The sequence below is a fragment of the Thalassovita aquimarina genome (assembly GCF_018219815.1).
GTDB lineage: Bacteria > Pseudomonadota > Alphaproteobacteria > Rhodobacterales > Rhodobacteraceae > Thalassobius > Thalassobius aquimarinus.
The window spans coordinates 341,936-364,603 of record NZ_JADMKU010000001.1 but is presented as its reverse complement, the minus strand read 5'-3'; the positions used below and the strand labels follow the sequence as shown (position 1 = coordinate 364,603).

Sequence of the window (22,668 nt, the reverse complement as noted above, 5' to 3'; positions counted from 1 at the left end):
TGGAATGAGCCTCAGGAAGTATCTGAAGGCAATGACCAATGCGCCGAGCATTGAAGAGCTTTGGGATATGCACACCAAGAAGATGGCCGAGTACGGTTTCGATCGGCTGCTCTATGGCTATACCCGCTATCGTACCACTACGTCGCTGGGTAATCCCGAAGATTTCATCGTTCTGACAAATCATTCTCCGGCTTATACGGATGTGTTCATGGGCCAAGGGCTTTATTTCCAGGCCCCGATGGTGAAATGGGTGCTGGAAAACGAAGGCGCCAGCAGCTGGAACATCCTGCAGAAGATGATGGAAAGCGGCACGCTGAGCGAAAGCGAACGCCGCGTGGTCGAATTCAACGTCTCGATGGATGTGGTGGCAGGCTACACCGTCAGTTTCAAATCCATCTCGCCGCGCTCCAAGGGGGCGATCGCACTGACTGCGCAAGCCGATATCAGCCAGGACGAAATCGATGAGGTCTGGGCCGAGCATGGCGAAGACATCATCGTGATGAACAACGTCGCGCATCTGAAGATCATGACCCTGCCCTATTCCGCCGGGCACAGGCTGACAAAGCGTCAGCGCGAGGCACTGGAATGGGTGGGCGACGGCAAGACAACGCAGGACATCGCGCTGCTGATGGGATTGACATCGGCCACGGTCGAAAAACACCTGCGTCTCGCGCGCGAAGCGCTGAATGTGGAAACGACCGCACAGGCGGTTCTGAAGGCCGCTTTGCAGAACCAGATGTTCGTCGTGGAAGCCTAAAACCGCGGCCCGGACACCCCGCAGACCGGAAAAGTGTATAAAAATCAAAACACTGCTGGGTTTTGTTCGAAAAGGTAGGGAATCCCTTACTTTCTTAAAAAGTTTTCTGCGGACACAATTTACGTGTTCCGTGAGTGGTGGCTTTGGCCAGGGAGCAATCGGATAGCACCCCAGTGATTTCTGGGCCCTGCTTTCCGACCGGTCCTACCGGGCGCTGGTTTGCGGCCAATATTTTCGGTCCGCAACCAGCACTGGATGCGCGTCTTCTCATCCCCAATTTTAAGGGGCGTATCCTTAGATTGGAGCGGTGCCTATAAAACGGCACCGCTCTTTTTTTGCGGCTTTGCCGGGATGCGGCACAAAGAAAAAACGCCCCGCCAAAGGCGGAGCGTTTCAAAGTCATATCTGATCGGAAGATCAGCCTTGGGCAGCCTTGGCCACTTCGGCTGCGAAATCTTCTTCTTTCTTCTCGATCCCTTCGCCCACTTCCAGGCGCACGAAACCGGTGATTTCGACGCCGGCTTCCTTGGCGGCGGCTTCCACGGTCAGATCGGGATTCACCACGAAGGCCTGACCCAGCAGGGTGCTTTCGGCGATGAATTTCTTCATCCGGCCGACGATCATCTTTTCGATGACCTGCTCGGGCTTGCCCGATTCACGTGCGATATCGATCTGGATCGAACGTTCTTTTTCGACCAGCGCCGGATCCATGTCCGCTTCGGCCAGGGCTGCGGGGTTCGCAGCTGCGATGTGCATCGCGACCTGCTTGCCGAAGGCTTCATTGTCGCCCGACAGCGCAACCAGAACGCCGATCTTGCCCATGCCGCCGGCAACGGCGTTGTGGACATAGGAAACGACGGTGTTGCCTTCGACCGACGCCATGCGGCGCACGCCCATGTTTTCGCCGATGGTGGCGATCTTGTCGGTGATGGTGTCGGCAACGGTCTTGCCGCCCAGATCGGCAGCAACCAGCGCCTCGACATCGGCCACGTTCAGGGCCGCGCCGGCGATGGCTTTGACCATTTCCTGGAATTCGGCGTTCTTGGCGACGAAGTCGGTTTCGGAGTTCACCTCGACCGCGACACCCTTGCCGCCTTCGACGGCAACGGCCACCAGGCCTTCGGCCGCGGTACGGCCCGATTTCTTGGCCGCCTTGGCCAGACCCTTGGTGCGCAGCCAGTCGATGGCGGCTTCCATGTCGCCATCGGTTTCGGTCAGCGCTTTTTTCGCATCCATCATGCCTGCGCCCGTCGTGTCGCGCAGTTCTTTAACCTGTGCAGCAGTGATCGCCATGAGTGGCTCTCCTCGGAATAAGTATTGTACGTCCCGGGACGCGGGATAGCCCGCGCCCGGTATCAGTTTCATGACAGCGGCTTAGGCTTCGGCGCCTTCTTCGGCGGCTTCTTCGACCGGGGCGTCTTCCAGCGCGCCCAGATCGACGCCTGCAGCGCCCAGCTGTGCCGACATGCCGTCCAGAGCTGCGCGGCTGATCAGGTCGCAGTAAAGCGAGATCGCGCGCGCTGCGTCATCGTTGCCGGGGATGATGTAATCCACGCCATCGGGCGAGCAGTTGGTGTCGACCACGGCCACGACGGGGATACCCAGCTTGTTGGCTTCAGCGATTGCCAGCGCTTCTTTCTTGACGTCGATCACGAATAGAAGGTCCGGAACGCCGCCCATGTCACGGATACCGCCGAGCGAAGCTTCGAGCTTCTGCTGGTCGCGTTCCATGTTCAGACGCTCTTTCTTGGTCAGGCCTTCAGCGCCGGTCTGCAGCTGTTCGTCGATGGCTTTCAGACGGTTGATCGACTGCGAAACGGTCTGCCAGTTGGTTAGCGTGCCGCCGAGCCAACGGTGGTTCATGTAATACTGCGCGCATTTCTCGGCTGCTTCCGCAATCGGAGCCGAAGCCTGGCGCTTGGTGCCGACGAACAGAACCCGGCCGCCCTTGGCAACGGTGTCGCCGACGACTTTCAGAGCCTGGTCCAGCATCGGGACGGTCTGGGTCAGGTCCAGGATGTGGATGCCGTTGCGCGAGCCGTAGATGTACTCGCCCATACGCGGATTCCAGCGTTGGGTTTGGTGACCAAAGTGAACGCCAGCTTCGAGCAGCTGACGCAGAGTGAATTCAGGAAGCGCCATGTCCATATTCCTTTTCCGGTTTGCGCCTGGGCGGGGCTTTCAGGGCATATGCCCAACCGGTGGACCTTTGCGGGATGTCTCCCCGCTGGGCCCAACCCCGCCTGTGAAGTGAGCGCGCGTTTAAGGGATATTTGTGGTGATGGCAACCCCTACACCGTCGCGAAACGGAAAAACCTGCCACCTCGGGCCGGCGGCAGACGCCACTCCCCTGCCCCGCAGCCTTTGGCCCGGCGCGTGGTTTCGCCGAAGCCGCAGGATTTGTAAAGCGAATCGGCCGGTGCATCGATCGCATCCATGATGACGCTGTACCGCCTTCTCTTTCACCTCTCTCAATAGTGCCGGGCAGGTCATGCGGGCCTGCCCCGACGTCACGCTGCTGTTTTCATATCGCCCGCAGTAACTTCTTGAAACGCCCCATTATTCGGTGTCAAAGCGATTCCATGACAACAGCTCCAGATATCCTGTGCATCGGATCGGTCCTGTGGGATGTGATCGGCCGTGCCACCATCGCGATGCGGCAAGGGCAGGACGTGCCGGGCCGGATCGAACGGCTGCCCGGTGGCGTGGCGATGAATATAGCGGTCGCCCTGGGCCGGTTCGGGCTGTCGCCCTCCGTATTAACCGCCATCGGCCGCGATGCGGAGGGAGACGAATTGCTTACGGCGTGTGACGCGCTTGGCGTGTGCACCCGCCATGTCTACCGTGCCGATAACCTGCCGACCGACCGTTACCTCGCGGTCGAGGGCGCCAACGGTCTGATCGCGGCGATCGCCGATGCGCATTCGCTGGAAGCGGCGGGCGTCAACATCCTGCGCCCGCTGATGCAGGGCCCGCTGGGCACGACGGACAGCCCCTACGACGGTTTGATCGCGCTCGACGGCAACCTGACCGTCGCCCTGCTGGAAGAAATCGCCACCAACGCCGCCTTTGCCCGTGCCGATCTGCGCGTCGCCCCGGCCTCCCCGGGCAAGGCCGACCGGCTGCTGCCGTTCCTGCGCCATCCGCGTGCGGTGCTGTACGTCAACCTCGAAGAGGCGGGCATCCTGTGCCAACTGCGCTTCGACAGCGCGGCCGAGGCGGCGAAGACGCTGCTGCGGCACGGCGCGGCGCGTGCGTTGGTCACAGACGGTGCCAATCCCGCCTGCGACGCCAGCGCCGCGGGCCTGATCCTTGCCAAGCCCGCCGCCGTTCCGGTTGCCCGTGTCACCGGCGCGGGGGATACGTTCATGGCGGCCCACATGGCCGCCGAAACCACCGGTGCATCGCGTGAACAGGCCCTCGATCGCGCGCTTGCCGCCGCCGCCACCTTCGTTTCCGGAGTAGAACCCGCATGACATACGCCCCGATCCTGTCCCCCGAAGTTGCCACAGCCAAGTCCGAAGGCCACGCCCTGGTGGCGCTGGAAAGCACCATCATCACCCATGGCATGCCCTATCCGCAGAACCTCGAAACCGCCCGCCGGGTCGAGGCCGAGGTCCGCGCCGCGGGTGCCGTTCCCGCCACCATCGCGGTGATCGACGGGCAATTGCATGCCGGGTTGACCGATGCGCAGCTGGAAAACCTGGCCCAGGCGCAGGGGGTGTCCAAACTCAGCCGCGCCGATCTGGCCGCCTGCATGGCCGCGGGCGGCACCGGCGCCACCACCGTCGCGGCGACCATGATCGGGGCGCATCTGGCCGGGATCAAGGTCTTCGCCACCGGCGGTATCGGCGGCGTGCACAAGGGGGCCGAGGACAGCTTCGACATTTCGGCCGACCTGCGCGAACTGTCGGAAACACCGGTCACCGTGGTGGCCGCCGGGGCCAAGGCGATCCTCGATCTGCCGAAAACGCTGGAAGTGCTGGAAACCTACGGCGTGCCGGTCATCGCCTATGGGCAGGATGTCTTCCCCGCCTTCTGGTCCGCCGCCTCCGACCTCATCGCGCCGCTGCGGATGGACAGCGCCGCCGATATCGCCGCCGCGCACGCGCTGCGCGCGCAACTGGGACTGCCCGGCGGTCAGCTGATCGCCAACCCGATCCCGGCCGAGGCCGAGATCGCGAAAACGGAGATCGACCCCATCATCGTGCAGGCGATGGCCGAAGCCGGAGCGCAAGGCATTGCCGGCAAGGCGGTGACCCCGTTCCTGCTGCAGCGGATCTTCGAACTGACCGAGGGCCGATCCCTCGAGGCGAATATCGCGCTGGTGCTGAACAATGCCCGGCTCGCCGCCGCAATAGCCCGCGAATTGGGCTGAGCGGCCCGCAATAGCCGCCGCGGATTAAACCAGTCATTGTGACGCGACGGCAAAGCGCCTATCTAAGCGTTGACGCTTGTGAAACCGCCGCGGGAACCGCTCAGAATGAACACGCCGTTCGATCCAGATATGCCGCCCCGACGCCCGGGGCTGTTTGCCCGGCTGCGCTCCAGTTTCCTGACCGGGATCGTGGTGATCGCGCCGGTCGGATTGACTATCTGGTTCCTGTGGTCCTTCGCCGGCTGGGTCGACAGTTTCGTGCTGCCGCTGGTGCCCGAACGGTTCCAGCCGGAACAGTATATCGGCATCAATCTGCGTGGCGTCGGCATCTTCTTCTTCCTGTTCTTCACCATCCTGGTGGGCTGGATCGCCAAGGGGCTGATGGGGCGGTCGCTGATCCGCTTCGCGGAATCGCTGGTGGAACGGATGCCGGTGGTGCGCTCGATCTATTCCGGAGTGAAGCAGATCGCCGAAACCGTCTTCGCCCAGTCCGAACGCAGCTTCGAAAAGGCCTGCATGGTCGAATACCCGCGCAAGGGCATCTGGGCCGTCGGTTTCGTGTCGACCGAGGCCAAGGGCGAAATCGTCAGCCGCGCCGGTCATCCCGAGGACGACGATCTGCTTAGCGTCTTCGTGCCGACCACGCCGAACCCGACCTCGGGCTTCCTGCTCTATTTTCCGCGCCGCGACGTGATCGAACTCGACATGACCGTGGAAGACGCCGCCAAGTTGGTGATCTCGGCCGGTCTGGTTTATCCCAACCCCAAGAAACCGGTGCAAACGCCAGGCAAGAAATCCAAGCCAGAAGCCTGAGCCCCTTCCGCAGCTTAAAGCGCGGTCCAACCGCCATCGACGCTGATCGTGGTGCCGGTGATCTGCGCCGCCGCGTCCGAACACAGGAACACGGTGGTGCCGCCCAACTGTTCCACGGTGGCAAACTCGCGGCTCGGCTGGCGATCCAGCATCACCTTCTTGATCACCTCTTCACGGCCCATGCAGTATTTTTCCATCGTGTCGGGGATCTGCGCCTCGACCAGCGGGGTCAGCACGTAACCGGGGCAGATCGCGTTGGCGGTGATCGGTTCCTCGGCGGTTTCCAGCGCGGTCACCTTGGTCAGCCCCACCACACCGTGCTTGGCCGCCACATAGGCCGATTTGTAGGGCGACGCGGTCAGACCGTGGGCGGAGGCGATATTCACCACCCTGCCCCAGCCCGCAGCCCGCATCTTCGGCAAAGCGGCGGCGGTGGTGTGAAAGGCCGAATTCATGTTGATGGCGATGATCGCGTCCCACTTGTCGGCCGGAAATTCGTCGATCGGCGCGACGTGCTGGATACCGGCATTGTTGACCAGGATATCGCAGGTTCCGGCGCTTTCGATCAGCGCCCGGCAGTCGCCGGCCTTCGACATGTCGGCCGCCACATAGCGCGCGGTGACGCCGAATTCCGAGCCGATCGCCGCCGCCAGCGCATGATCCTCATCCCGGTCGGTAAAGGAATTTAAAACGATATCGGCGCCCGCGCGCGCCAGTTCCCGCGCCACGCCCAGCCCGATCCCGGAATTCGACCCGGTGATGACGGCGGTTTTTCCCTGCAATGTCATTGAGCTCTCCTCTGCCTCATTTTGCAGGCGCAGAATATCGCAAGCCCGTGGCCCTGACGAGTCGGGGGAAATACGCAAAAAAAACGCCGGCACGAAGCCGGCGTTAAGTTATTGAGGCAGGTTTCATACAGGCAAGAAACCTATCGAGCAGTAACCCCTTTATAAGCAATGAAGCGCCACCTTCCAAGCTAAAAAATTGAATTGGCCTGAATCCCCCCCTAGGCTAAGTCCAAAGAAAATAAAGGCAGAGTAGGATTGTTGCCACAATGCGATCAGAGATTTTCCGGTCCTTTACGCGGGGCATCGGCGTCACGGCTCTTGTTTTATTGGCCTCCATGGGGCAGGCCGGCCCCAGTCACGGAATCGCGATGTATGGCGAACCGGCGCTGCCGGCCAATTTCAGCGCATTGCCCTATGCCAACCCCGACGCGCCCAAAGGCGGGGCGATGGTCGTGGGGAATACCGGCGGATTCGATTCGCTCAACCCGTTCATCCTGAAGGGGACGTCGCCCTGGCAGCTGCGATTCCTCGGCTACGAATCGCTGATGGCACGCAATTGGGACGAACCCTTCACCCTTTACGGACTGCTGGCCGAAACCGTCGAAGTGCCCGACGACCGGTCCTGGGTCGAATTCACCCTGCGCGAGGAAGCGGCGTTTTCCGATGGCAGCCCGGTCACGGTCGAGGACGTGATTTGGTCCTATGAAACCCTCGGCACCGCCGGCCACCCGCGTTACCGCGGCTTCTGGGACAAGGTGGAGCGGATCGAACAGACCGGCCCGCGCACACTGCGGATCAGCTTCAATATCGAAGACCGCGAACTGGCGCTGATCGCCGGGATGCGGCCGATCCTGAAAAAGGCGCAGTGGCAGGGTAAGGATTTCACTGAATCGTCGCTGCACGACATCCCTCTGGGCACCGGTCCTTACGTCGTGGGCGATTACGAACAGGGCCGCTATGTCACGTTGTCGCGCAACCCCGACTACTGGGGCAAGGACCTGCCGTTCCGCAGGGGCACCAACAACCTGGATGAAATCCGGCTGGAATTCTTCGGCGACCAGTCGGTGCTGTTCGAGGCCTTCAAGGCCGGGGCGGTAACCTTCTACCGTGAAACCAACGCCGAAAAATGGGCCGCGCAATACGATTTCCCCGCGGTGCGTTCGGGCGATATCGTCAAATCCGAGATACCGCATCAACGTCCGACCGGCATGGTGGGGTATGTGATGAATGCGCGCAGCCCGGTTTTCGCAGACTGGCGCGTGCGCGAGGCGATGATCCTGGCCTTCAATTTTCCCTACATCAACGGCACCGTCACCGGCGGGCGCCAGCCGCGCATCTCCTCCTATTTCTCCAACTCGGCTCTCGGCCTGCGCCCCGGCCCGGCCGAAGGGCGCACCCGTGAATTACTGCAACCCTTCGCCGCCGATCTGCTGCCCGGTACGCTTGAAGGGATCACCCTGCCCGAAGGCGACGCCAAGGCGCGCAATCGCCGCGATCTGGTCCGGGCGCAGAAACTGCTTCGGCAGGCGGGTTGGACCGTGACCGAAGGAAAGCTCGCCAAGGACGGTCAGCCCTTCGCCTTCACCATGCTGATGCGGCAGGGCGACAAGCAGACCCGCACGGTGATGGAAATCTACCGCGCTGCGCTGCAGCGGTTGGGCATCGAGATGCGGATCGACGAGGTCGACAACGCCCAATATGCCGAACGCGAGGCACGGCAGGATTTCGACATGATGCCCTTCATCCGCTACCTGTCGCTCAGCCCGGGCAACGAACAGGCCCTCTACTGGGGCAGCGACCGCGCCGATATCGAAGGGTCGCGTAACCTCATGGGGGTGAAAAACCCTGCCATCGACGCGATGATCGACACCATGCTGACCGCACGCAGCAGCGAAGATTTCACCGCCGCCGCGCGGGCGCTCGACCGGTTGCTGATGGCCGGGCGCTACGTGATCCCGATCTGGGGCGGCGGTCCGAGCCGCATCGCCCATTCAAGGGCGTTGCATTTTCCATCAAATACACCGATTTATGGCGACCGTATCGGCTGGGCGCCCGACGTCTGGTGGTATCAGGAGTGAACCGATGAAAAAACTGACCCTTCTTTTGCTGATCGCAACTCTGGCCGGCTGTGCCACCATCGACGGTATCGGCCAGGATATTTCCGGCGGAGCCCGCCGGGTGCAGAGCATTCTCTAAGGTCCGTCTGTTCGAAAACGATCCCGCCAAAGGCAGTCCCGAGGCGGCGATCTCAGGCCGGAATAGAGACAAGCATTGAAGTCCGACAGGGTGTGATCGGGCACGGGGTGCTCGTTTCCCGCCCTCGTCGGGTCGAAACGAACCGGACGGCGCGTCAGGCCAGCGAGGTCACCCACAGGATCGTGGCGTCGTCATCGCTGACCGACACCACGTTATGGCCCATGGTGGAATCGTAATAGGCGCTGTCGCCACGGCGCATTTCGACCGGTTCATAGAATTCGGTGTAAAGCCGGACCACCCCGGTCAGCACGTACAGGAATTCCTCGCCGTCATGGCGCACCCAGCCGTCGAATTCATCCATCGACCGCGCCCGAACCCGGGCGCGATAGGGCAGCATCTGTTTCTTGGTCAGGCTCGAGGCCAGCAATTCATGTTCGTAGGTGGCGGTGGCATGTGCCACGCCCTCATCAGACCGGGTGACCGCCATCCGGCCGTTGACCTTTTCCCGCATCGGCGGGGTGAACAGTTGCGGCACAGAAATTTCCAGCCCGGTCGCCAGTTTCTTCAGTGCCTCGTAGGTCGGCGACATCTGGCCGTTCTCGATCTTCGACAGGGTCGAGCGCGCCAGCCCGGCCTGGTTGGCCGCCTGTTCCAGCGTCAGCCCCAGTGATTTGCGCAGTTCGCGCACCCGCGCGGGCAGGTCGAGCGGTTCCGGTGCCGCCTCCGCTCCGCTTTCGCGGGCGATGCGGATCAGGGATTTTGGGTCGCGGGTTTCTTTCATGGCCTTTACATAGCAGCGCGGTGAATTCTTGCAACAATCGAGCAGCTTGCGTAGACCTCCTCCATGCAAGCGATATTCGACGAAGGCGCGCCCGCGCCCTGCCCCGCCCCGTTCAACCTGGCCGCCCATGTTCTGGCCCATGCCGATGACCTGCCCGACAAGATCGCGCTGGCCGTGCTGTCGCCGACCCGGTCGGATCGCTGGAACTATGCCAAGCTGAAATCGGCGGTACTGGGCACCGCGACGGGGCTCAAGCAGGCAGGGTTCAAACCGGGCGACATCCTGTTGATGCGGTTGGGAAACACGGTCGAATTTCCCATCGCCTATCTGGCGGCGATCGCCGCCGGGATGGTGCCGGTGCCGACCTCGTCAATGCTGACCGCGCCGGAAGTGGCCAAGATGGTGGCGCAGCTCAGCCCTGCGGGCATCTTGCGCGATAAGGACGTGGCCTGCCCGGACGACACCGGATTGCCGGTGATCGGCGCCGACGAGCTGCTGAAAATGCGCGATCTGCCGCCCGTCGCGTATGACATGGGCGATCCGGATCGGCTGGCCTATATCATCTATACTTCGGGGACTTCGGGGAACCCGCGCGCGGTCTGCCATGCGCACCGGGCGATCTGGGCGCGGCGGATGATGCATCAGGGCTGGTACGGGCTGGGCCCCGACGACCGGCTGCTGCATGCGGGCGCGTTCAACTGGACCTTCACGCTCGGCACCGGGCTGATGGACCCGTGGTCGGTCGGCGCCACCGCGCTGATCCCCGCCAAGGACGTTCCGATCGAGGCGCTGCCGCTGCTGCTGAAACGCCATGACGCGACGATTTTCGCCGCAGCCCCGGGGGTTTACCGAAAGCTGCTCAATCATCACGACAGTCTGGACCTGCCCAAACTTCGCCACGGGTTGGCCGCCGGGGAAAAACTGCCCGAAACGCTCCGGTCACGCTGGGGCGCGGCCACCGGCGGCAAGCAGATCTTCGAGGCCTACGGCATGTCGGAATGTTCCACCTTCATTTCCGCCAGCCCGGCCAATCCGGCCACCGGCGGATCTCTGGGCCGGCCGCAACAGGGCCGCCGCATCGCCATCCTCGGCCCCGACGGGCCGGTTGAACGCGGCGAAGAAGGTGTCATCGCCATCGATCGGAACGACCCCGGTCTGATGATGGGCTATTATGGCGCCGAAGACGAAACCAGGGCCCGGTTCCAGGGCGACTGGTTCCTGACCGGCGATCATGGCGTGATGCGCGAGGACGGGCAGATCGACTATGCCGGACGCGGCGACGACATGATGAATGCCGGCGGTTACCGGGTGTCGCCGCTGGAGGTCGAAACCGCGCTGCACGGCTGTCCCGGTATCCGCGACGTCGGCGTGACGGATGTGGAAATCAAGGCCGACACGAGGATTATCGTGGCCTTCTATACTTCCGACGAACCGCTCGACGACGCCGCTCTGAACGCTTTCGCGCAGGACAACCTCGCCCGTTACAAGCAACCGCGCGCCTGGGTGCGGCTGGATCAGCTGCCGACCAATCCGAACGGAAAGCTGTCGCGCAAGGCGCTGAAGCCTTTGTTCGCGGGGTAAGAGACGACACGATCTCGTGATCGCATCGCAAGCGGGGCGCGAGCCGCCCGCTTGCCCTTCCATCCCGGCCCGTTTCGCCCTAGGTAGACCGTCTAGGAAAGGAACCCGATCATGGAAAAAGCGGTCAAGCTCGATATCCTGTCAGACCCGATCTGCCCCTGGTGTTACATCGGCAAGACCTATCTGGACCGGGCGCTGGAACAGCGCCCCAATCATCCCTTCGTGATCGAATGGCATCCGTTCCAGCTGAACCCCGACATGCCGCGCGAAGGCGTCGACCGGCGTGCCTATCTCGAATCGAAGTTCGGCGGCAAGGACGGCGCGATCAAGGCCTACATGCCGGTGGTCGAACATGCCGAGCAGGCCGGGTTGACGATCAATTTCGACGCCATCGAAAGAACACCCAACACGCTGAACGCGCATCGCCTGATCCATTGGGCGGCGATCGAGGGGCGGCAGACTGCGGCCGTTTCCGCGCTGTTCCGCGCCTATTTCCAGGAAGGCCGCGATATTGGCGACCGCGATACGCTGGCCGATATCGCCGACAGCATCGGCATGGATGCCGCGGTAGCGCGCCGCCTGCTGGAGTCCGACGCCGATGAGCAGAACATTCGCGATCGCGACACGGCCGCGCGGGAAATGGGTGTGAATTCGGTGCCCACCTTCATCGTGGCCAGCCAGCACGCCGTGCCCGGCGCGCAGCCCACTGACCTGTGGTTGAAGGTGATCGACGAAATCATGGCGACCGAAGAGTAGCGGATAGCGCGTTTCCCGCGCCAATCCATACCGTATCTTCCACGTCTGGCCTTCGCCCGGAAGCCGTGATAGCGGCTTGCGGTCGTCTCTAGTTCAGGTTGCACATGTCCAGATCCGCCCCGTTGTCCCGCGTCGAATTCATCGCACTTCTGGCGATGCTGTTCGCAACCGTCGCCTTTTCCATCGATTCGATGCTGCCCGCCCTGCCCGAGATCGCGCAGGAACTGAGCCCGGGCAACACCAACCGGGCGCAGCTGGTGCTGACCAGCTTTGTGTTGGGCATGGGCGTGGGCACGTTTTTCACCGGGCCGCTGTCGGACCGGTTCGGACGCAAGCCGGTGATCCTGTGCGGGGCCGCGCTGTATATCGCCGGGGCGATTTTGTCCTCGGTGGCGCAGGGTCTGGAACTGGTGTTGGCGGCGCGGGTGATCCAGGGGCTGGGCGCGGCGGCGCCGCGAGTCGTCGGCCTGGCCATCGTGCGCGACCTGTATTCGGGGCGGGAAATGGCGCGGATCATGTCTTTCGCCATGATGGTGTTCACGCTGGTGCCGGCGGTGGCGCCGCTGCTGGGATCGTGGATCATCGCGCTGTCGGACTGGCGCGGGATTTTCATTGCCTTTGTCCTCTTTGCGCTGATTTCCTCCGGCTGGCTGGGGCTGCGGCAGCCTGAAACCCTGTTGCCTGCCGATCGCCGGCCGCTGCATCTGGGCACGCTGTGGGATGCGGTGCAGGAAATGTTCAGCCACCCGTCGGTGCGCTATTCGATCCTGGCGCAAACCTTGTGTTTCTCGCTGCTGTTCATGACGATCAGCATGATCCAGCCGATTTTTGACGACGTGTTCGGCAAGGGGGAAAGTTTTCCCTACTGGTTCGCAGGGATGGCGCTGCTGTCCGGTTCGGCCAGCCTGCTGAATGCGGCGCTGGTGATGCGTTTCGGCATGCGGGCGCTGGCGTCCCTTGCGCTCGGGGTTCAGGCTAGCATTTCGATTGCCATGACCGTGATCTGGATGTCCGGACTGCGGGGCGATCCGATGTTCTATATTTTCCTGGTCTGGATGACCTCGGTGTTTTTCCAGGTCGGATTGACCCTTGGCAACCTCAACGCCATCACGATGGAGCCGCTGGGCCACATCGCGGGCACCGCGGCCAGCGTCAGCGGCGGGCTTGCCACGGTGATCGGTGCGGCGATCGCGGCGCCGGTGGGGCTGGCTTTCGACGGCACGCCGCTGCCGCTGTCGATGGGCATCACGCTGGCGGCCGGGCTGGCCTGGAGCGCACTGCAATACATGCGCCGGCTCGAACAGCGCGGTTTCGCCTGATCTGGGTTGACCGGCGCCGGGCGCGGCGCGAAACAGGCTTGGGGTTGTTTGATTTTATTCGGAGGCGGTCGTGCTGAACACTTACCTGATCCTGTTGGCGGCGGTTGCCGCCGAAACCATTGGAACCACCGCGCTGCAGGCCAGCCAGCAATTCAGCCGCACCGGCCCCTCGGTCCTTGTCGTGGTGGCCTACGGGCTGAGCTTCTGGCTGCTGTCACTCACCCTGAAGGCGCTGCCGGTGGGCGTCGTCTATGCGCTGTGGTCGGGATTGGGCATTCTGCTGATCGCGCTGATCGGCTTTGCCGTGTTCGGCCAGAAACTGGATCTTGCCGCGATATTGGGCATGGGCCTGATCCTGGCCGGTATCGTGGTCATCAACCTGTTTTCGAACGCGACGCATCACTGACGCGCCGCGTTCCCAAGGCCGTCAACCGGTCATGACAGCGCGCGCAGCCGCTTGATCAGGCTCGACGTGTCCCAGCGACCGCCGCCAAGCGCCTGCACGTCCTTGTAGAACTGGTCGATCAGCGCCGTCACCGGCAGCGACGCGCCGATTTCGTCGCCGGTGGACAGGCAGATGCCCAGATCCTTGCGCATCCAGTCGACCGCGAATCCGTGTTCGAATTCGTCGTCGAGCATGGTTTCGTACCGGTTCACCATCTGCCAGCTGCCGGCGGCACCGCCGCCGATCACCTCGACCACGGCGCGGCCATCGAGCCCCGCCTTTTCCGCGAAATGCAGCCCCTCGGACAGGCCCTGCACCAATCCGGCGATGCAGATCTGGTTGACCATCTTGCACATCTGGCCCGCCCCGCTGTCGCCCAGCCGCTTGCATTGCTTGGCGAAGGCGCCGATCATCGGTTCGGCCTTGGCGTAGGCGGCTTCATCGCCGCCGCACATCACCACCAGTTGGCCGTTTTCCGCGCCCGCCTGACCGCCGGAAACGGGCGCGTCGACGAAGCTGACGCCAATATCCTTGGCCGCCGCGTAAAGTTCCGCCGTCACCTTGGCCGACACCGTGGTGTGATCGACGAAGATCGCGCCCTCGCCCATGCCGGCAAAGGCGCCGTCATCGCCGAGGCAGACCGCGCGCAGGTCGTCGTCATTGCCGACGCAGGACATCACGAAATCGCAGCCCTCTGCCGCTTCGCGCGGTGTCGCGGCCATCGACCCACCGTAGTCGGACACCCATTTGTCCGCCTTGGCGGCGGTGCGGTTGTAAACGGTCACCTCGTGGCCGGCCTTCTGCAGGTGCCCGGCCATCGGATAGCCCATGACGCCGAGACCCAGGAATGCAACTTTAGCCATATCAACTCCCAATCGTTTGTCTTTTTTAAAGTTTGTGGCTAGCTATCGGACCAAAGGCAAGGGCGAACGGAAAATGAGCATGGTAATCGTCTTCAAGTGGCTGCTGCGTCTGGCCGGCGGGATGATCGTATTGGCGGTGCTGGCCCTGCTGGTGGTTTACTATCTGGCGTCGCGATCGTTGCCCGAATACAGCAAGGACCTCGAGGTCGCCGGGATCACCGCGCCGGTGGAAATCGTGCGCGACCATGCCAACGTGCCGCATATCTTCGGCGACAGCGACGAAGACGTGTTCTTCGGCCTCGGCTATGCCCATGCGCAGGACCGGCTTTGGCAGATGGTGACGCAGCGCCGCACGGTGCAGGGGCGGTTGTCCGAAGTCTTCGGTCCGCGCACCCTGCCCGTCGACAAGATGATGCGCCGGCTCGACCTCTATCCGCTGGCGCAGAAATCGCTGGCGGCGCAGGACGCGCGCAGCCGCGCCGCTCTGCGGGCCTATGCCGACGGGGTCAATGCGCGGCTGGACGAGATCAACCGCGACGCGCTTGGCCGTGGTGCGCCCGAAATGTTCCTGTTCAACATGCCGGTGGCGCCTTGGCAGCCGGCGGATTCCATCGCTCTGGTCAAGCTGATGGTGCTGAAGATGACCGGGCAGATCGACAATGAGGTGCTGCGCGCCCGCACCGCGCTGTTGCTGCCCGATCCCGACCGGCTGGCCGATCTGCTGCCCGACGCGCCGGGCAGCGGCATCGCCGCGCTGCCGCGCTATGCCGACCTGTTCGATGCGCCGCTGCCGAGATATGCCGACACCACGCCGCTGCCGCGGACGCCGCTGTCACCGTTCCGGCGCACCGATTTCGCCGGCGCCTCCAACGCCTGGGCCGCCGCCGCCAGCCGTTCGGCCGCGGGCGGCACGCTGATCGCCAATGATCCGCACATGGATTTCACCGCGCCCGGCACCTGGTTTCTGGCCCGGCTGGAACTGGCCCAGGGCGGTGCGATCGGTGCAACGATTCCCGGGATTCCCGCCATCCTGTCGGGCCGGTCCGGCGATCTGGGCTGGGGCATCACCGCGTCCTACCTCGATGATCAGGACCTGTTCGTCGAAAAGCTCAATCCCGACAACCCCGAAGAATACCTGACGCCCAGCGGCTACAAACCCTTCGTCACGCGCAAGACGATCATCGGGGTGGCCGATGGCAAGCCGCTGACGCTGACCCTGCGCTGGACCGAAAACGGTCCAGTCCTGCCCGGCACCATGTTCGATCTGGGCACGATCACGCCGAAGGATCACGTCGTCAGCCTGTCCTGGACCGCGCTCAGCCCCGAGGACACATCGATCAGTGCGATGATCGGGCTGATGTATGCCCGCACCGTTCAGGACGCGATATCGGAGGGCAGGAAGATGATCGCGCCCTCGTTGAACCTGACGCTGGCCGATGGCGAACAGATCGCGCTGAAGACGCTGGGCGCCATGCCGCGGCGGTCGGCCAATCACCAGAGCCAGGGCCGGATGCCGTCACCCGGCTGGATCGCCGACAACCGCTGGCAGGGCCGGAATTCCTATGCCGCCAACCCCGAATTCGTCAATCCGATTGGCGGCATCGTCGGCAACACGAACAACAAGATCGTCGACCGCCCCTTCCCGCTACACATGTCCTTCGACTGGGGCGACACCCAGCGGATCCAGCGCTGGCAAAGGCTGATGCAGTCGCGCCAGGTCCATACCCGCGACAGTTTCATCGAAACCCAGCTCGACACCGTCAGCCCCGCCGCCCGCACGCTGCTGCCGCTGATCGGCGCCGATCTGTGGTTCACCGGCGAAGCCGCGCCCGAGGGTACGCCGGAACGCCAGCGCCAGCGCGCGCTGGCGCTGCTGGCCAACTGGAACGGCGAGATGAACGAACACCTGCCCGAACCGCTGATCTACGCGGCCTGGGTCCGGGCCCTGCAGGACCGGTTGATCCGTGACGATATCGGGCCGCTGGCAGACCGTTTCATCCATGTCGAACCGCTGTTCATCGAACGGGTGTTCCGCGATGTCAACGGCGCCGCCGTCTGGTGCGACGTGATCCAGAGCGCCCCGGTGGAAACCTGCACCGACATGGCGCGGCTGGCGCTGGACGATGCGCTTCTGTGGATCGACGAGGAATACGGCCAGCAGCTCGAAAGCCTGCGTTGGGGCGACGCGCATCAGGCCGTCCACGATCACCCGGTGCTGGGTCAGGTGCCGGTGCTGCGCAATTTCGTCAATATCCGCCAATCGACCTCGGGCGGCGACCAGACGCTGATGCGCGGGCTGACCGACGGCAGCGCGGAGGCGCCGTTCAGCAACGTGCATGGCGCCAGCTATCGCGGGGTGTACGATTTCGCCGATCCCGACAGTTCGGTCTTCATCACCGCGACCGGCCAGTCGGGCCATTTCCTGTCGCGTCATTACGACGATCTGGGCGAATTGTGGCGCCGCGGCGAATACATCCCGATGTCGCTGGACGAAGACCTGGCCCGCGCCGCCGCGGTCGGTGTCACGATACTCAGCCCGCGCTAGGAAGGGCTGCGATGTACGCAGCCCGAAGTCATGGCCGATTTGGGCGTCCTTCGGCAGCCGTGGGCGTTCGGCCTACCGGTAAGGATAGTTTGACGAAAACCGACCGATGCAAGAAAGTGGCCTGAGACCGTCGAGGCCACTGCCATCCCGGATGACCGGGATATGGCCGCTTTGTCGGCGTCTCTTCACCCGCGAATACGATGCGCGGGGCATGGTTGCGGTTAAAGTAGTGAGAACATTGAAAAGACCTGGATTGCACGTTCGCCATTCCCCTCTTCGCCCCGGTCGCAACGGGATACATCCCAAGGGGGACGTTTCGTGACATCCTCCGGCGGCAGTCAGAATAACCTTGCGACAGTAAGATCGGCACTGGAACATATCGAACAGGGCATCACCGTTTTCGACGCCGATTTGCGACTTGTCGCACTCAACGCAAGATTCCTGGAATTGCTTGATATCCCTGCGGAACTAGGGGAACCGGGAACCGACTTTGCCGAATTCATGCGCTACAACGCGGTGCGGGGCGAATACGGTGAAGGCGATATCGAAGCCCTCGTGGCTGAACGCGTCAACCAGGCGCGGAAATTCGAAGCGCATTGTTTCGAACGTGTGCGGCCGGACGGGACCATTCTCAAGGTGACCGGCACCCCCTTGCCCGAGGGCGGTTTCGTCGCCGTCTACACCGACGTGACGAAGGATCGCAAACGCGAAGCCGAACTTGAAAGCCGGGTGAAAGCCCGGACCGAGAAATTGCGCCGGAACCAGGCGCGCCTGTCGCTGATCACCAACGAGGTGCCCGCCGGGATCGCGTTTCTGGATACCGGGTTCGTCTTCGAATACGCCAACCGGGGATTTGCCAAACCACTTGGCTTCACCCCCGAAACCATTCGCGGCAAGCAGGCCGAGGAGGTGTTGTCGCCGAACATGATCAAGGCCGCCATGCCCTGGTTCGAAAGGGCGCTGACTGGGGAATCCGCGACCTACGATATCGATGCGGACCTGCCCGACGGCCGGAAGATGTTCGTGCGAAGCTATCTGCGCCCCGAGATTTCGGATGAGGGGCGGGTCACCGGTTTTTACCTGCTGACCGTCGACATGACGCGGCAAAGGGAATCCGACCTCGCTCTTATCCGGGCGCAGAAGATGGAGGCCCTGGGCACGCTGTCGGCGGGGATCGCGCATGATTTCAACAATCTGCTGACCATCATCCTTGGCAACCTGACCCCGCTCGAGCAGGAGATGGGGGATGAAGATCTTCGGCGGGAATATCTGTTGCCGGCCATATCCGCGGCCAGCCGGGGCAATGATTTGACGACCCGACTGCTCAGCCTGACCAAGCAGAGCAAATCCCTCGCGGCCCCGATAAAAACATCGGAATCGATTGCGAGCACGCTCAGGATCCTGACCGCTTCGCTGCCCAGCGACATAAAACTGGTAGGCCCTGAAGATCCCTGCGCCCCTTGGGTCAACGTCGATCGCGGGCAGTTGGAAATGGCCCTCATCAACCTTGCGGTCAACAGCAGCGAGGCCATCAGCGGTCCCGGTCGGATAACGGTTTCCTGCAATGAAACCGTGCTTGACCTTGCGCATGCGCGGACGCTGAAGCTTAATCCGGGCCGCTATTGCACGATCACGGTCAGCGATACCGGCCACGGCATGAGCGAAGAGGTGATGCAGCGGGTTTTCGACCCGTTCTATTCCCGCAAGCCGGACAAGGGATCCGGCCTCGGCCTGGCGATGGTCTATGCCTTTGCCGAATTGTCGGGCGGCGCGATCACGGTGACGAGCGAGGAAAAAGTGGGATCCGCCTTCACGCTTTACCTGCCGTCGATAGACCCGCAGGAAGAAGCGCCGCCCTCACCGGATCCAGTGGCCGGCGAACGTGTGGAGCTGGACGGCATGGAGGTGCTTCTGGTCGAGGATAACCCGCTTGTCCGCGACGTGGTGCGGCGGCAGGTGGAGGCGCTTGGCGCCCGCGTCAGCGAAGCGGAATCGGCCGAGGAAGCGATGCTGACGATCGAGACCAAAACGCCCTTCGACCTGGTGCTGTCCGATATTTCGCTGACCGGGAAGATGACGGGCATCGACCTGCGCGACGAGATCGGAAAGCGGCATGCTAACCTGCCGGTGATCCTGATGACCGCCCACGGCGCCGCCGATGTTCTGGGGCCGGATGGCGGGGCGGGACAGGTGCTGCAGAAACCGTTCAGGAAAAACCAGCTGGAAACGGCGCTGGCCCGCGCCGTCGCGCCCGGTTCGTGAAACATTCCCTGCCGGTTACAGGTCGCGGAACCGTTTTTCCTGACGCGCGGTCCAGCGCACCGTCAGCTCGAAACCCGTGTCTGTCTGTTCTTCCTTCTCGACCACGTCATGATCGAAAAGCCAGGCCCGCTTGCGCCCCTCGGAGAAGCTCAGCGACACCTTGCTTTCATGGGTCTCAGAGGCCAGCTGACGGGCGACTTCCTGCATCAGGTCGAGGATGCCTTCGCCGGTCACCGCCGAGATGGCGAAGATGTTGCCGTCCCGGTCCGCCCGCTGCCGGGTGGCGGCGCGCTCATCCTCGGGCAGCAGGTCGATCTTGTTCCAGACCTCCAGCACCGTGGTGTCCTTGTTGACGCCCAGCGATTCCATGATTTCCAGCACGTTGGCGCACTGGTTTTCGGTCTCTGGGTGGGAAATATCGCGCACATGCAGGATCAGGTTGGCGCTCAGCACTTCTTCCAGCGTGGCGCGGAACGACGCGACCAGTTCGGTCGGCAGATCGCTGATGAACCCCACCGTATCGGACAGGATCACCTCGGGCCCGCCTTCGGGCAGGTCGACCCGCCGCATGGTCGGGTCCAGCGTCGCGAACAGCATGTCCTTGGCCATCACCTCGGCCCCGGTCAGCCGGTTGAACAGCGTCGACTTGCCGGCGTTGGTGTAGCCCACTAGCGCGACCACTGGAAACGGCACCTTGGCGCGGGCCGAACGATGCAGTTCGCGCGTCTTGACCACCTTGTCGAGCTGCCGGCGCAACCGCACCAGCTGTTCGTCGATGGCGCGCCGGTCGGCCTCGATCTGGGTTTCGCCGGGACCGCCGACGAAACCGAGCCCGCCGCGCTGGCGTTCCAGGTGGGTCCAGGCCCGCACCAGCCGGGTGCGCTGATATTTCAGCGCCGCCATTTCGACCTGCAGCACGCCTTCGCGGGTGCGCGCGCGGTCGGAGAAAATCTCGAGGATCAGCCCGGTCCGGTCCAGGAGCTTCACGCCCCATTCCTTTTCCAGGTTGCGCTGCTGCACCGGTGTCACCGGTCCGTCGATCAGAACCAGTTCGACCTCGGCCTCTTCCATCCGCTGTTTCAGTTCGGCGATCTTGCCGGTGCCGAACAAAAGCCCCGGATGGGGCCGTTGCAGGCGCACGGTTTCGGACCCGACCACTTCGAGGTCAGGCAGGGCCGCAGCCAGCGCCACCGCCTCTTCCAAGGCGTATTCGGCCATGCGGCGGTGTTGGTCGGATTTCAGGTCGGGATGCAGGACCCAGGCGCGGGTCGGTTCCCTTTCATGTATTTCCAAGCTTAGCTTTCTTCGCCATCGTAAAGGTTGATGGGTTGCGCCGGCATGATAGTCGAAATTGCGTGCTTGTAGACCAGCTGCGATTGACCATCGCGGCGCAGCAGGACACAGAAATTGTCAAACCAGGTGATGACACCTTGCAGTTTGACGCCGTTGATCAGGAAAATGGTCACCGGAATCTTCGTCTTCCGGGTGTGATTCAAAAACGCGTCTTGCAGGTTTTGCTTGTCGGAAGCCATTCATTGTTACCTTTATTCTTGTTCTCGGTGCCGCGGCCGGCGTCCCTGTAGAGCTATTGCACCTACTATGTCTTGGCCTTTACCGAGTTTCCAGCCCAAAAATCAGCCTGTTAAAGCGGTTAGACGCAAGAATTTCTATCGTCGCCAGATGTCGCTGCTGAGAAGCGCGATGATGGCAAGCATTTCCAGCCGCCCCAGGACCATGGCGCTGCAGAATACCAGCTTGGCCGCCGGCGCCAGGTCGACCAGCAGGATTTCGGTTTCCGGCGCGATGGAAATCAGCGGCCCGGTGGTCGACAGCGCCGCAACCGAAATCACCAGCGCGTTTTCGAAGCTCGACCCGAAGGCGGCAAAGACCAGCGAAAACGCGGTTAGCGACAGGGCGAACAGCATGAAGAAGATCCAGGCGATATAGGCGCCCTGCTTGCGGACGCGGCGCGAATTGCCGACCGAATGACCCACGGACGACGGGTGGACCAGCTTTTCCATTTCCCGCAATCCGTTGAGGTAGAGCGCCCAGACCCGGAGCAGCTTCACCCCGCCGGCGGTGGTGGCGACGCCGCCGCCGATCATCGCCAGCCCGAGGAAGATCAGCCCCGGCGTGCTGAGCCCCGACCAGTCGCGTGCGGTGCCCCATTCGGCGCTTTCGAACCCGGTGGTGGTCAGGAAGGACAAGGTGGTGAACACCCCGCCCCACAGCGCCCGCAGCGCCACCAGCAGGTTCTGGCCTTCGTCCATGCTGTAGGATCCCAGCCAGTGCCGCAGGAACAGCAGCACCGGCACCCCGATCACGATCAAGATGCCGAGCCGGAATTCGGGATCGGTCTGGATTCCGCGTTGCTTGGAATTGAGCGTGTCGGTGGAAAAGGTCAGCCGCGACAGGGCGAACAGCATGAACAGCGCCATCACGACTTCGCCGGTGATCGACGATCCGTGTTCCTGCAAACCGCCGATCGGGGAAATGCCACTGGTCGCCATCACCGACATCGCGTGGCACAGCGCCACCAGCGGCCGGTCGCCGCTGACCGCCAGCATGATCCACAGCGCCAGCGTCAGCCCGGCATAGACCGGGAACAGCTTTGCCGTCACCCGCAGGATCCGCTTTTGCGGATCGGCCCGTTCGAAACGGCCGTGCAGCAAATCGCTTTGTCCCGGTGTCGCGGTCGCGGTCACCTCGAAGCCGCCAAGGTTCAGCGGCGCCAGGATCGCGGCGGCGGCCACCCACATCAGCATCCCGCCCATCCAGCCGACCATCGCCCGCCACAGGTGCAGCGTCGGGCTCAGCCGTTCGGGGTCGAACAAGGTCGCGCCGGTGGTGCTGAGGCTCGACACCATTTCGACATAGGCGTTCAGATAACTGGTGGTGCGCAGCGCTTCGTGGAAAGGCAAGGCGAGCAGCAGCGGCAGCAAGCTGAACCCGGCGAACAGTGCCAGCAGGTTGCCCATTTCGCCGCGCTTGCGCTGTCGCGACGACATCGCCAGCGCGACCATCACCACCGCCAGCAGGCCCAGCAGCCCGGCATAGAAAAACGACCGCGCTTCGTGGTGGCTGCCCAGAAGCGTCGCATGCATCGAGGGGATGAACATCGCCAGACTCCCGATGCCCATCAGCAGCAGGAACAGGGGTTGGTTGAGGATGCGATCGGTCATCG

At 63.1% G+C, this 22,668-nt stretch carries 21 protein-coding genes; 12 read left to right on the top strand and 9 right to left on the bottom strand.

Annotated elements, in window-relative coordinates:
• The first annotated feature begins 4 nt into the window (after positions 1-4).
• Positions 5-757, top strand: coding sequence for a helix-turn-helix transcriptional regulator (locus IT775_RS01770; protein WP_212699341.1), 753 nt, complete (start codon positions 5-7; stop codon positions 755-757).
• A gap of 417 nt (positions 758-1,174) precedes the next feature.
• Here IT775_RS01770 and tsf read toward each other — a convergent pair whose 3' ends face one another.
• From tsf to IT775_RS01755, 3 genes are all read right to left on the bottom strand, one after another.
• Positions 1,175-2,050: a translation elongation factor Ts gene (gene tsf / locus IT775_RS01765; RefSeq protein ID WP_212699340.1), complete on the bottom strand. Its 876-nt coding sequence runs from the start codon at positions 2,048-2,050 to the stop codon at positions 1,175-1,177.
• An 81-nt stretch (positions 2,051-2,131) separates the two neighbouring features.
• Positions 2,132-2,899 (bottom strand): 30S ribosomal protein S2, encoded by a 768-nt coding sequence (gene rpsB, locus IT775_RS01760; protein WP_212699339.1) that lies wholly within the window; start codon positions 2,897-2,899, stop codon positions 2,132-2,134.
• A 149-nt stretch (positions 2,900-3,048) separates the two neighbouring features.
• The gene (locus tag IT775_RS01755) at positions 3,049-3,195 is read right to left on the bottom strand and encodes a hypothetical protein (protein ID WP_212699338.1); all 147 of its coding nucleotides are present in this window, start codon (positions 3,193-3,195) and stop codon (positions 3,049-3,051) included.
• Between the two features lie 144 nt (positions 3,196-3,339).
• Between IT775_RS01755 and IT775_RS01750 the strand changes: the two genes are divergently transcribed.
• The 3 genes from IT775_RS01750 (at position 3,340) to IT775_RS01740 (ending at position 5,948) form a co-directional block, all read left to right on the top strand.
• Positions 3,340-4,233 (top strand): PfkB family carbohydrate kinase, encoded by an 894-nt coding sequence (locus tag IT775_RS01750; protein WP_212699337.1) that lies wholly within the window; start codon positions 3,340-3,342, stop codon positions 4,231-4,233.
• The gene (locus tag IT775_RS01745; RefSeq protein WP_212699336.1) at positions 4,230-5,135 is read left to right on the top strand and encodes a pseudouridine-5'-phosphate glycosidase; all 906 of its coding nucleotides are present in this window, start codon (positions 4,230-4,232) and stop codon (positions 5,133-5,135) included. The genes IT775_RS01750 and IT775_RS01745 overlap by 4 nt, the downstream gene beginning before the upstream one ends.
• Positions 5,136-5,240: 105 nt before the next feature.
• Complete coding sequence (locus IT775_RS01740; protein ID WP_212699335.1) at positions 5,241-5,948, top strand: DUF502 domain-containing protein; 708 nt, start codon at positions 5,241-5,243, stop codon at positions 5,946-5,948.
• Positions 5,949-5,962: 14 nt separating this feature from the next.
• On the opposite strand, the gene IT775_RS01735 is transcribed toward IT775_RS01740, so the two are convergent.
• Positions 5,963-6,736, bottom strand: coding sequence for a 3-hydroxybutyrate dehydrogenase (locus tag IT775_RS01735; RefSeq protein ID WP_212699334.1), 774 nt, complete (start codon positions 6,734-6,736; stop codon positions 5,963-5,965).
• Positions 6,737-7,002: 266 nt separating this feature from the next.
• On the opposite strand from IT775_RS01735, the gene IT775_RS01730 reads away from it, so the two are divergent.
• Together IT775_RS01730 and IT775_RS01725 are read left to right on the top strand one after the other, a co-directional pair.
• A complete protein-coding gene (locus IT775_RS01730; protein WP_425519530.1) occupies positions 7,003-8,814 on the top strand; it encodes an extracellular solute-binding protein in 1,812 nt (603 codons plus the stop codon).
• Positions 8,815-8,818: 4 nt separating this feature from the next.
• Positions 8,819-8,932 (top strand): entericidin EcnA/B family protein, encoded by a 114-nt coding sequence (locus IT775_RS01725; RefSeq protein ID WP_212699332.1) that lies wholly within the window; start codon positions 8,819-8,821, stop codon positions 8,930-8,932.
• Between the two features lie 154 nt (positions 8,933-9,086).
• Here the strand turns inward: IT775_RS01725 and IT775_RS01720 are convergent, their stop codons facing one another.
• A complete protein-coding gene (locus IT775_RS01720; RefSeq protein WP_212699331.1) occupies positions 9,087-9,713 on the bottom strand; it encodes a helix-turn-helix domain-containing protein in 627 nt (208 codons plus the stop codon).
• A gap of 63 nt (positions 9,714-9,776) precedes the next feature.
• On the opposite strand from IT775_RS01720, the gene IT775_RS01715 reads away from it, so the two are divergent.
• From IT775_RS01715 to IT775_RS01700, 4 genes are all read left to right on the top strand, one after another.
• On the top strand, positions 9,777-11,294 hold the full coding sequence (locus tag IT775_RS01715) for a class I adenylate-forming enzyme family protein (RefSeq protein ID WP_212699330.1): 1,518 nt from the start codon (positions 9,777-9,779) through the stop codon (positions 11,292-11,294).
• A 111-nt stretch (positions 11,295-11,405) separates the two neighbouring features.
• Positions 11,406-12,050 carry a DsbA family oxidoreductase gene (locus IT775_RS01710; protein ID WP_212699329.1) on the top strand — a complete coding sequence of 215 codons (645 nt, stop codon included), beginning with the start codon at positions 11,406-11,408 and terminating at the stop codon, positions 12,048-12,050.
• Between the two features lie 104 nt (positions 12,051-12,154).
• Positions 12,155-13,369 carry a multidrug effflux MFS transporter gene (locus tag IT775_RS01705; RefSeq protein ID WP_212699328.1) on the top strand — a complete coding sequence of 405 codons (1,215 nt, stop codon included), beginning with the start codon at positions 12,155-12,157 and terminating at the stop codon, positions 13,367-13,369.
• A gap of 70 nt (positions 13,370-13,439) precedes the next feature.
• Complete coding sequence (locus tag IT775_RS01700) at positions 13,440-13,775, top strand: SMR family transporter (protein ID WP_343231098.1); 336 nt, start codon at positions 13,440-13,442, stop codon at positions 13,773-13,775.
• Positions 13,776-13,804: 29 nt separating this feature from the next.
• On the opposite strand, the gene IT775_RS01695 is transcribed toward IT775_RS01700, so the two are convergent.
• Positions 13,805-14,677 (bottom strand): NAD(P)-dependent oxidoreductase, encoded by an 873-nt coding sequence (locus IT775_RS01695; RefSeq protein ID WP_212699327.1) that lies wholly within the window; start codon positions 14,675-14,677, stop codon positions 13,805-13,807.
• Between the two features lie 79 nt (positions 14,678-14,756).
• Between IT775_RS01695 and IT775_RS01690 the strand changes: the two genes are divergently transcribed.
• Positions 14,757-17,222, top strand: coding sequence for a penicillin acylase family protein (locus tag IT775_RS01690; RefSeq protein WP_212699326.1), 2,466 nt, complete (start codon positions 14,757-14,759; stop codon positions 17,220-17,222).
• 318 nt (positions 17,223-17,540) lie between these two features.
• A complete protein-coding gene (locus IT775_RS01685) occupies positions 17,541-19,484 on the top strand; it encodes a hybrid sensor histidine kinase/response regulator (RefSeq protein WP_212699325.1) in 1,944 nt (647 codons plus the stop codon).
• A gap of 15 nt (positions 19,485-19,499) precedes the next feature.
• Here IT775_RS01685 and hflX read toward each other — a convergent pair whose 3' ends face one another.
• The 3 genes from hflX to IT775_RS01670 all read right to left on the bottom strand — a co-directional run bounded on the left by hflX (position 19,500) and on the right by IT775_RS01670 (position 22,666).
• A complete protein-coding gene (gene hflX / locus IT775_RS01680; protein WP_212699324.1) occupies positions 19,500-20,777 on the bottom strand; it encodes a GTPase HflX in 1,278 nt (425 codons plus the stop codon).
• 2 nt (positions 20,778-20,779) lie between these two features.
• On the bottom strand, positions 20,780-21,016 hold the full coding sequence (gene hfq, locus IT775_RS01675) for an RNA chaperone Hfq (protein ID WP_058242056.1): 237 nt from the start codon (positions 21,014-21,016) through the stop codon (positions 20,780-20,782).
• 135 nt (positions 21,017-21,151) lie between these two features.
• Positions 21,152-22,666 (bottom strand): TrkH family potassium uptake protein, encoded by a 1,515-nt coding sequence (locus IT775_RS01670; protein ID WP_212699323.1) that lies wholly within the window; start codon positions 22,664-22,666, stop codon positions 21,152-21,154.
• Positions 22,667-22,668 lie beyond the last annotated feature (2 nt).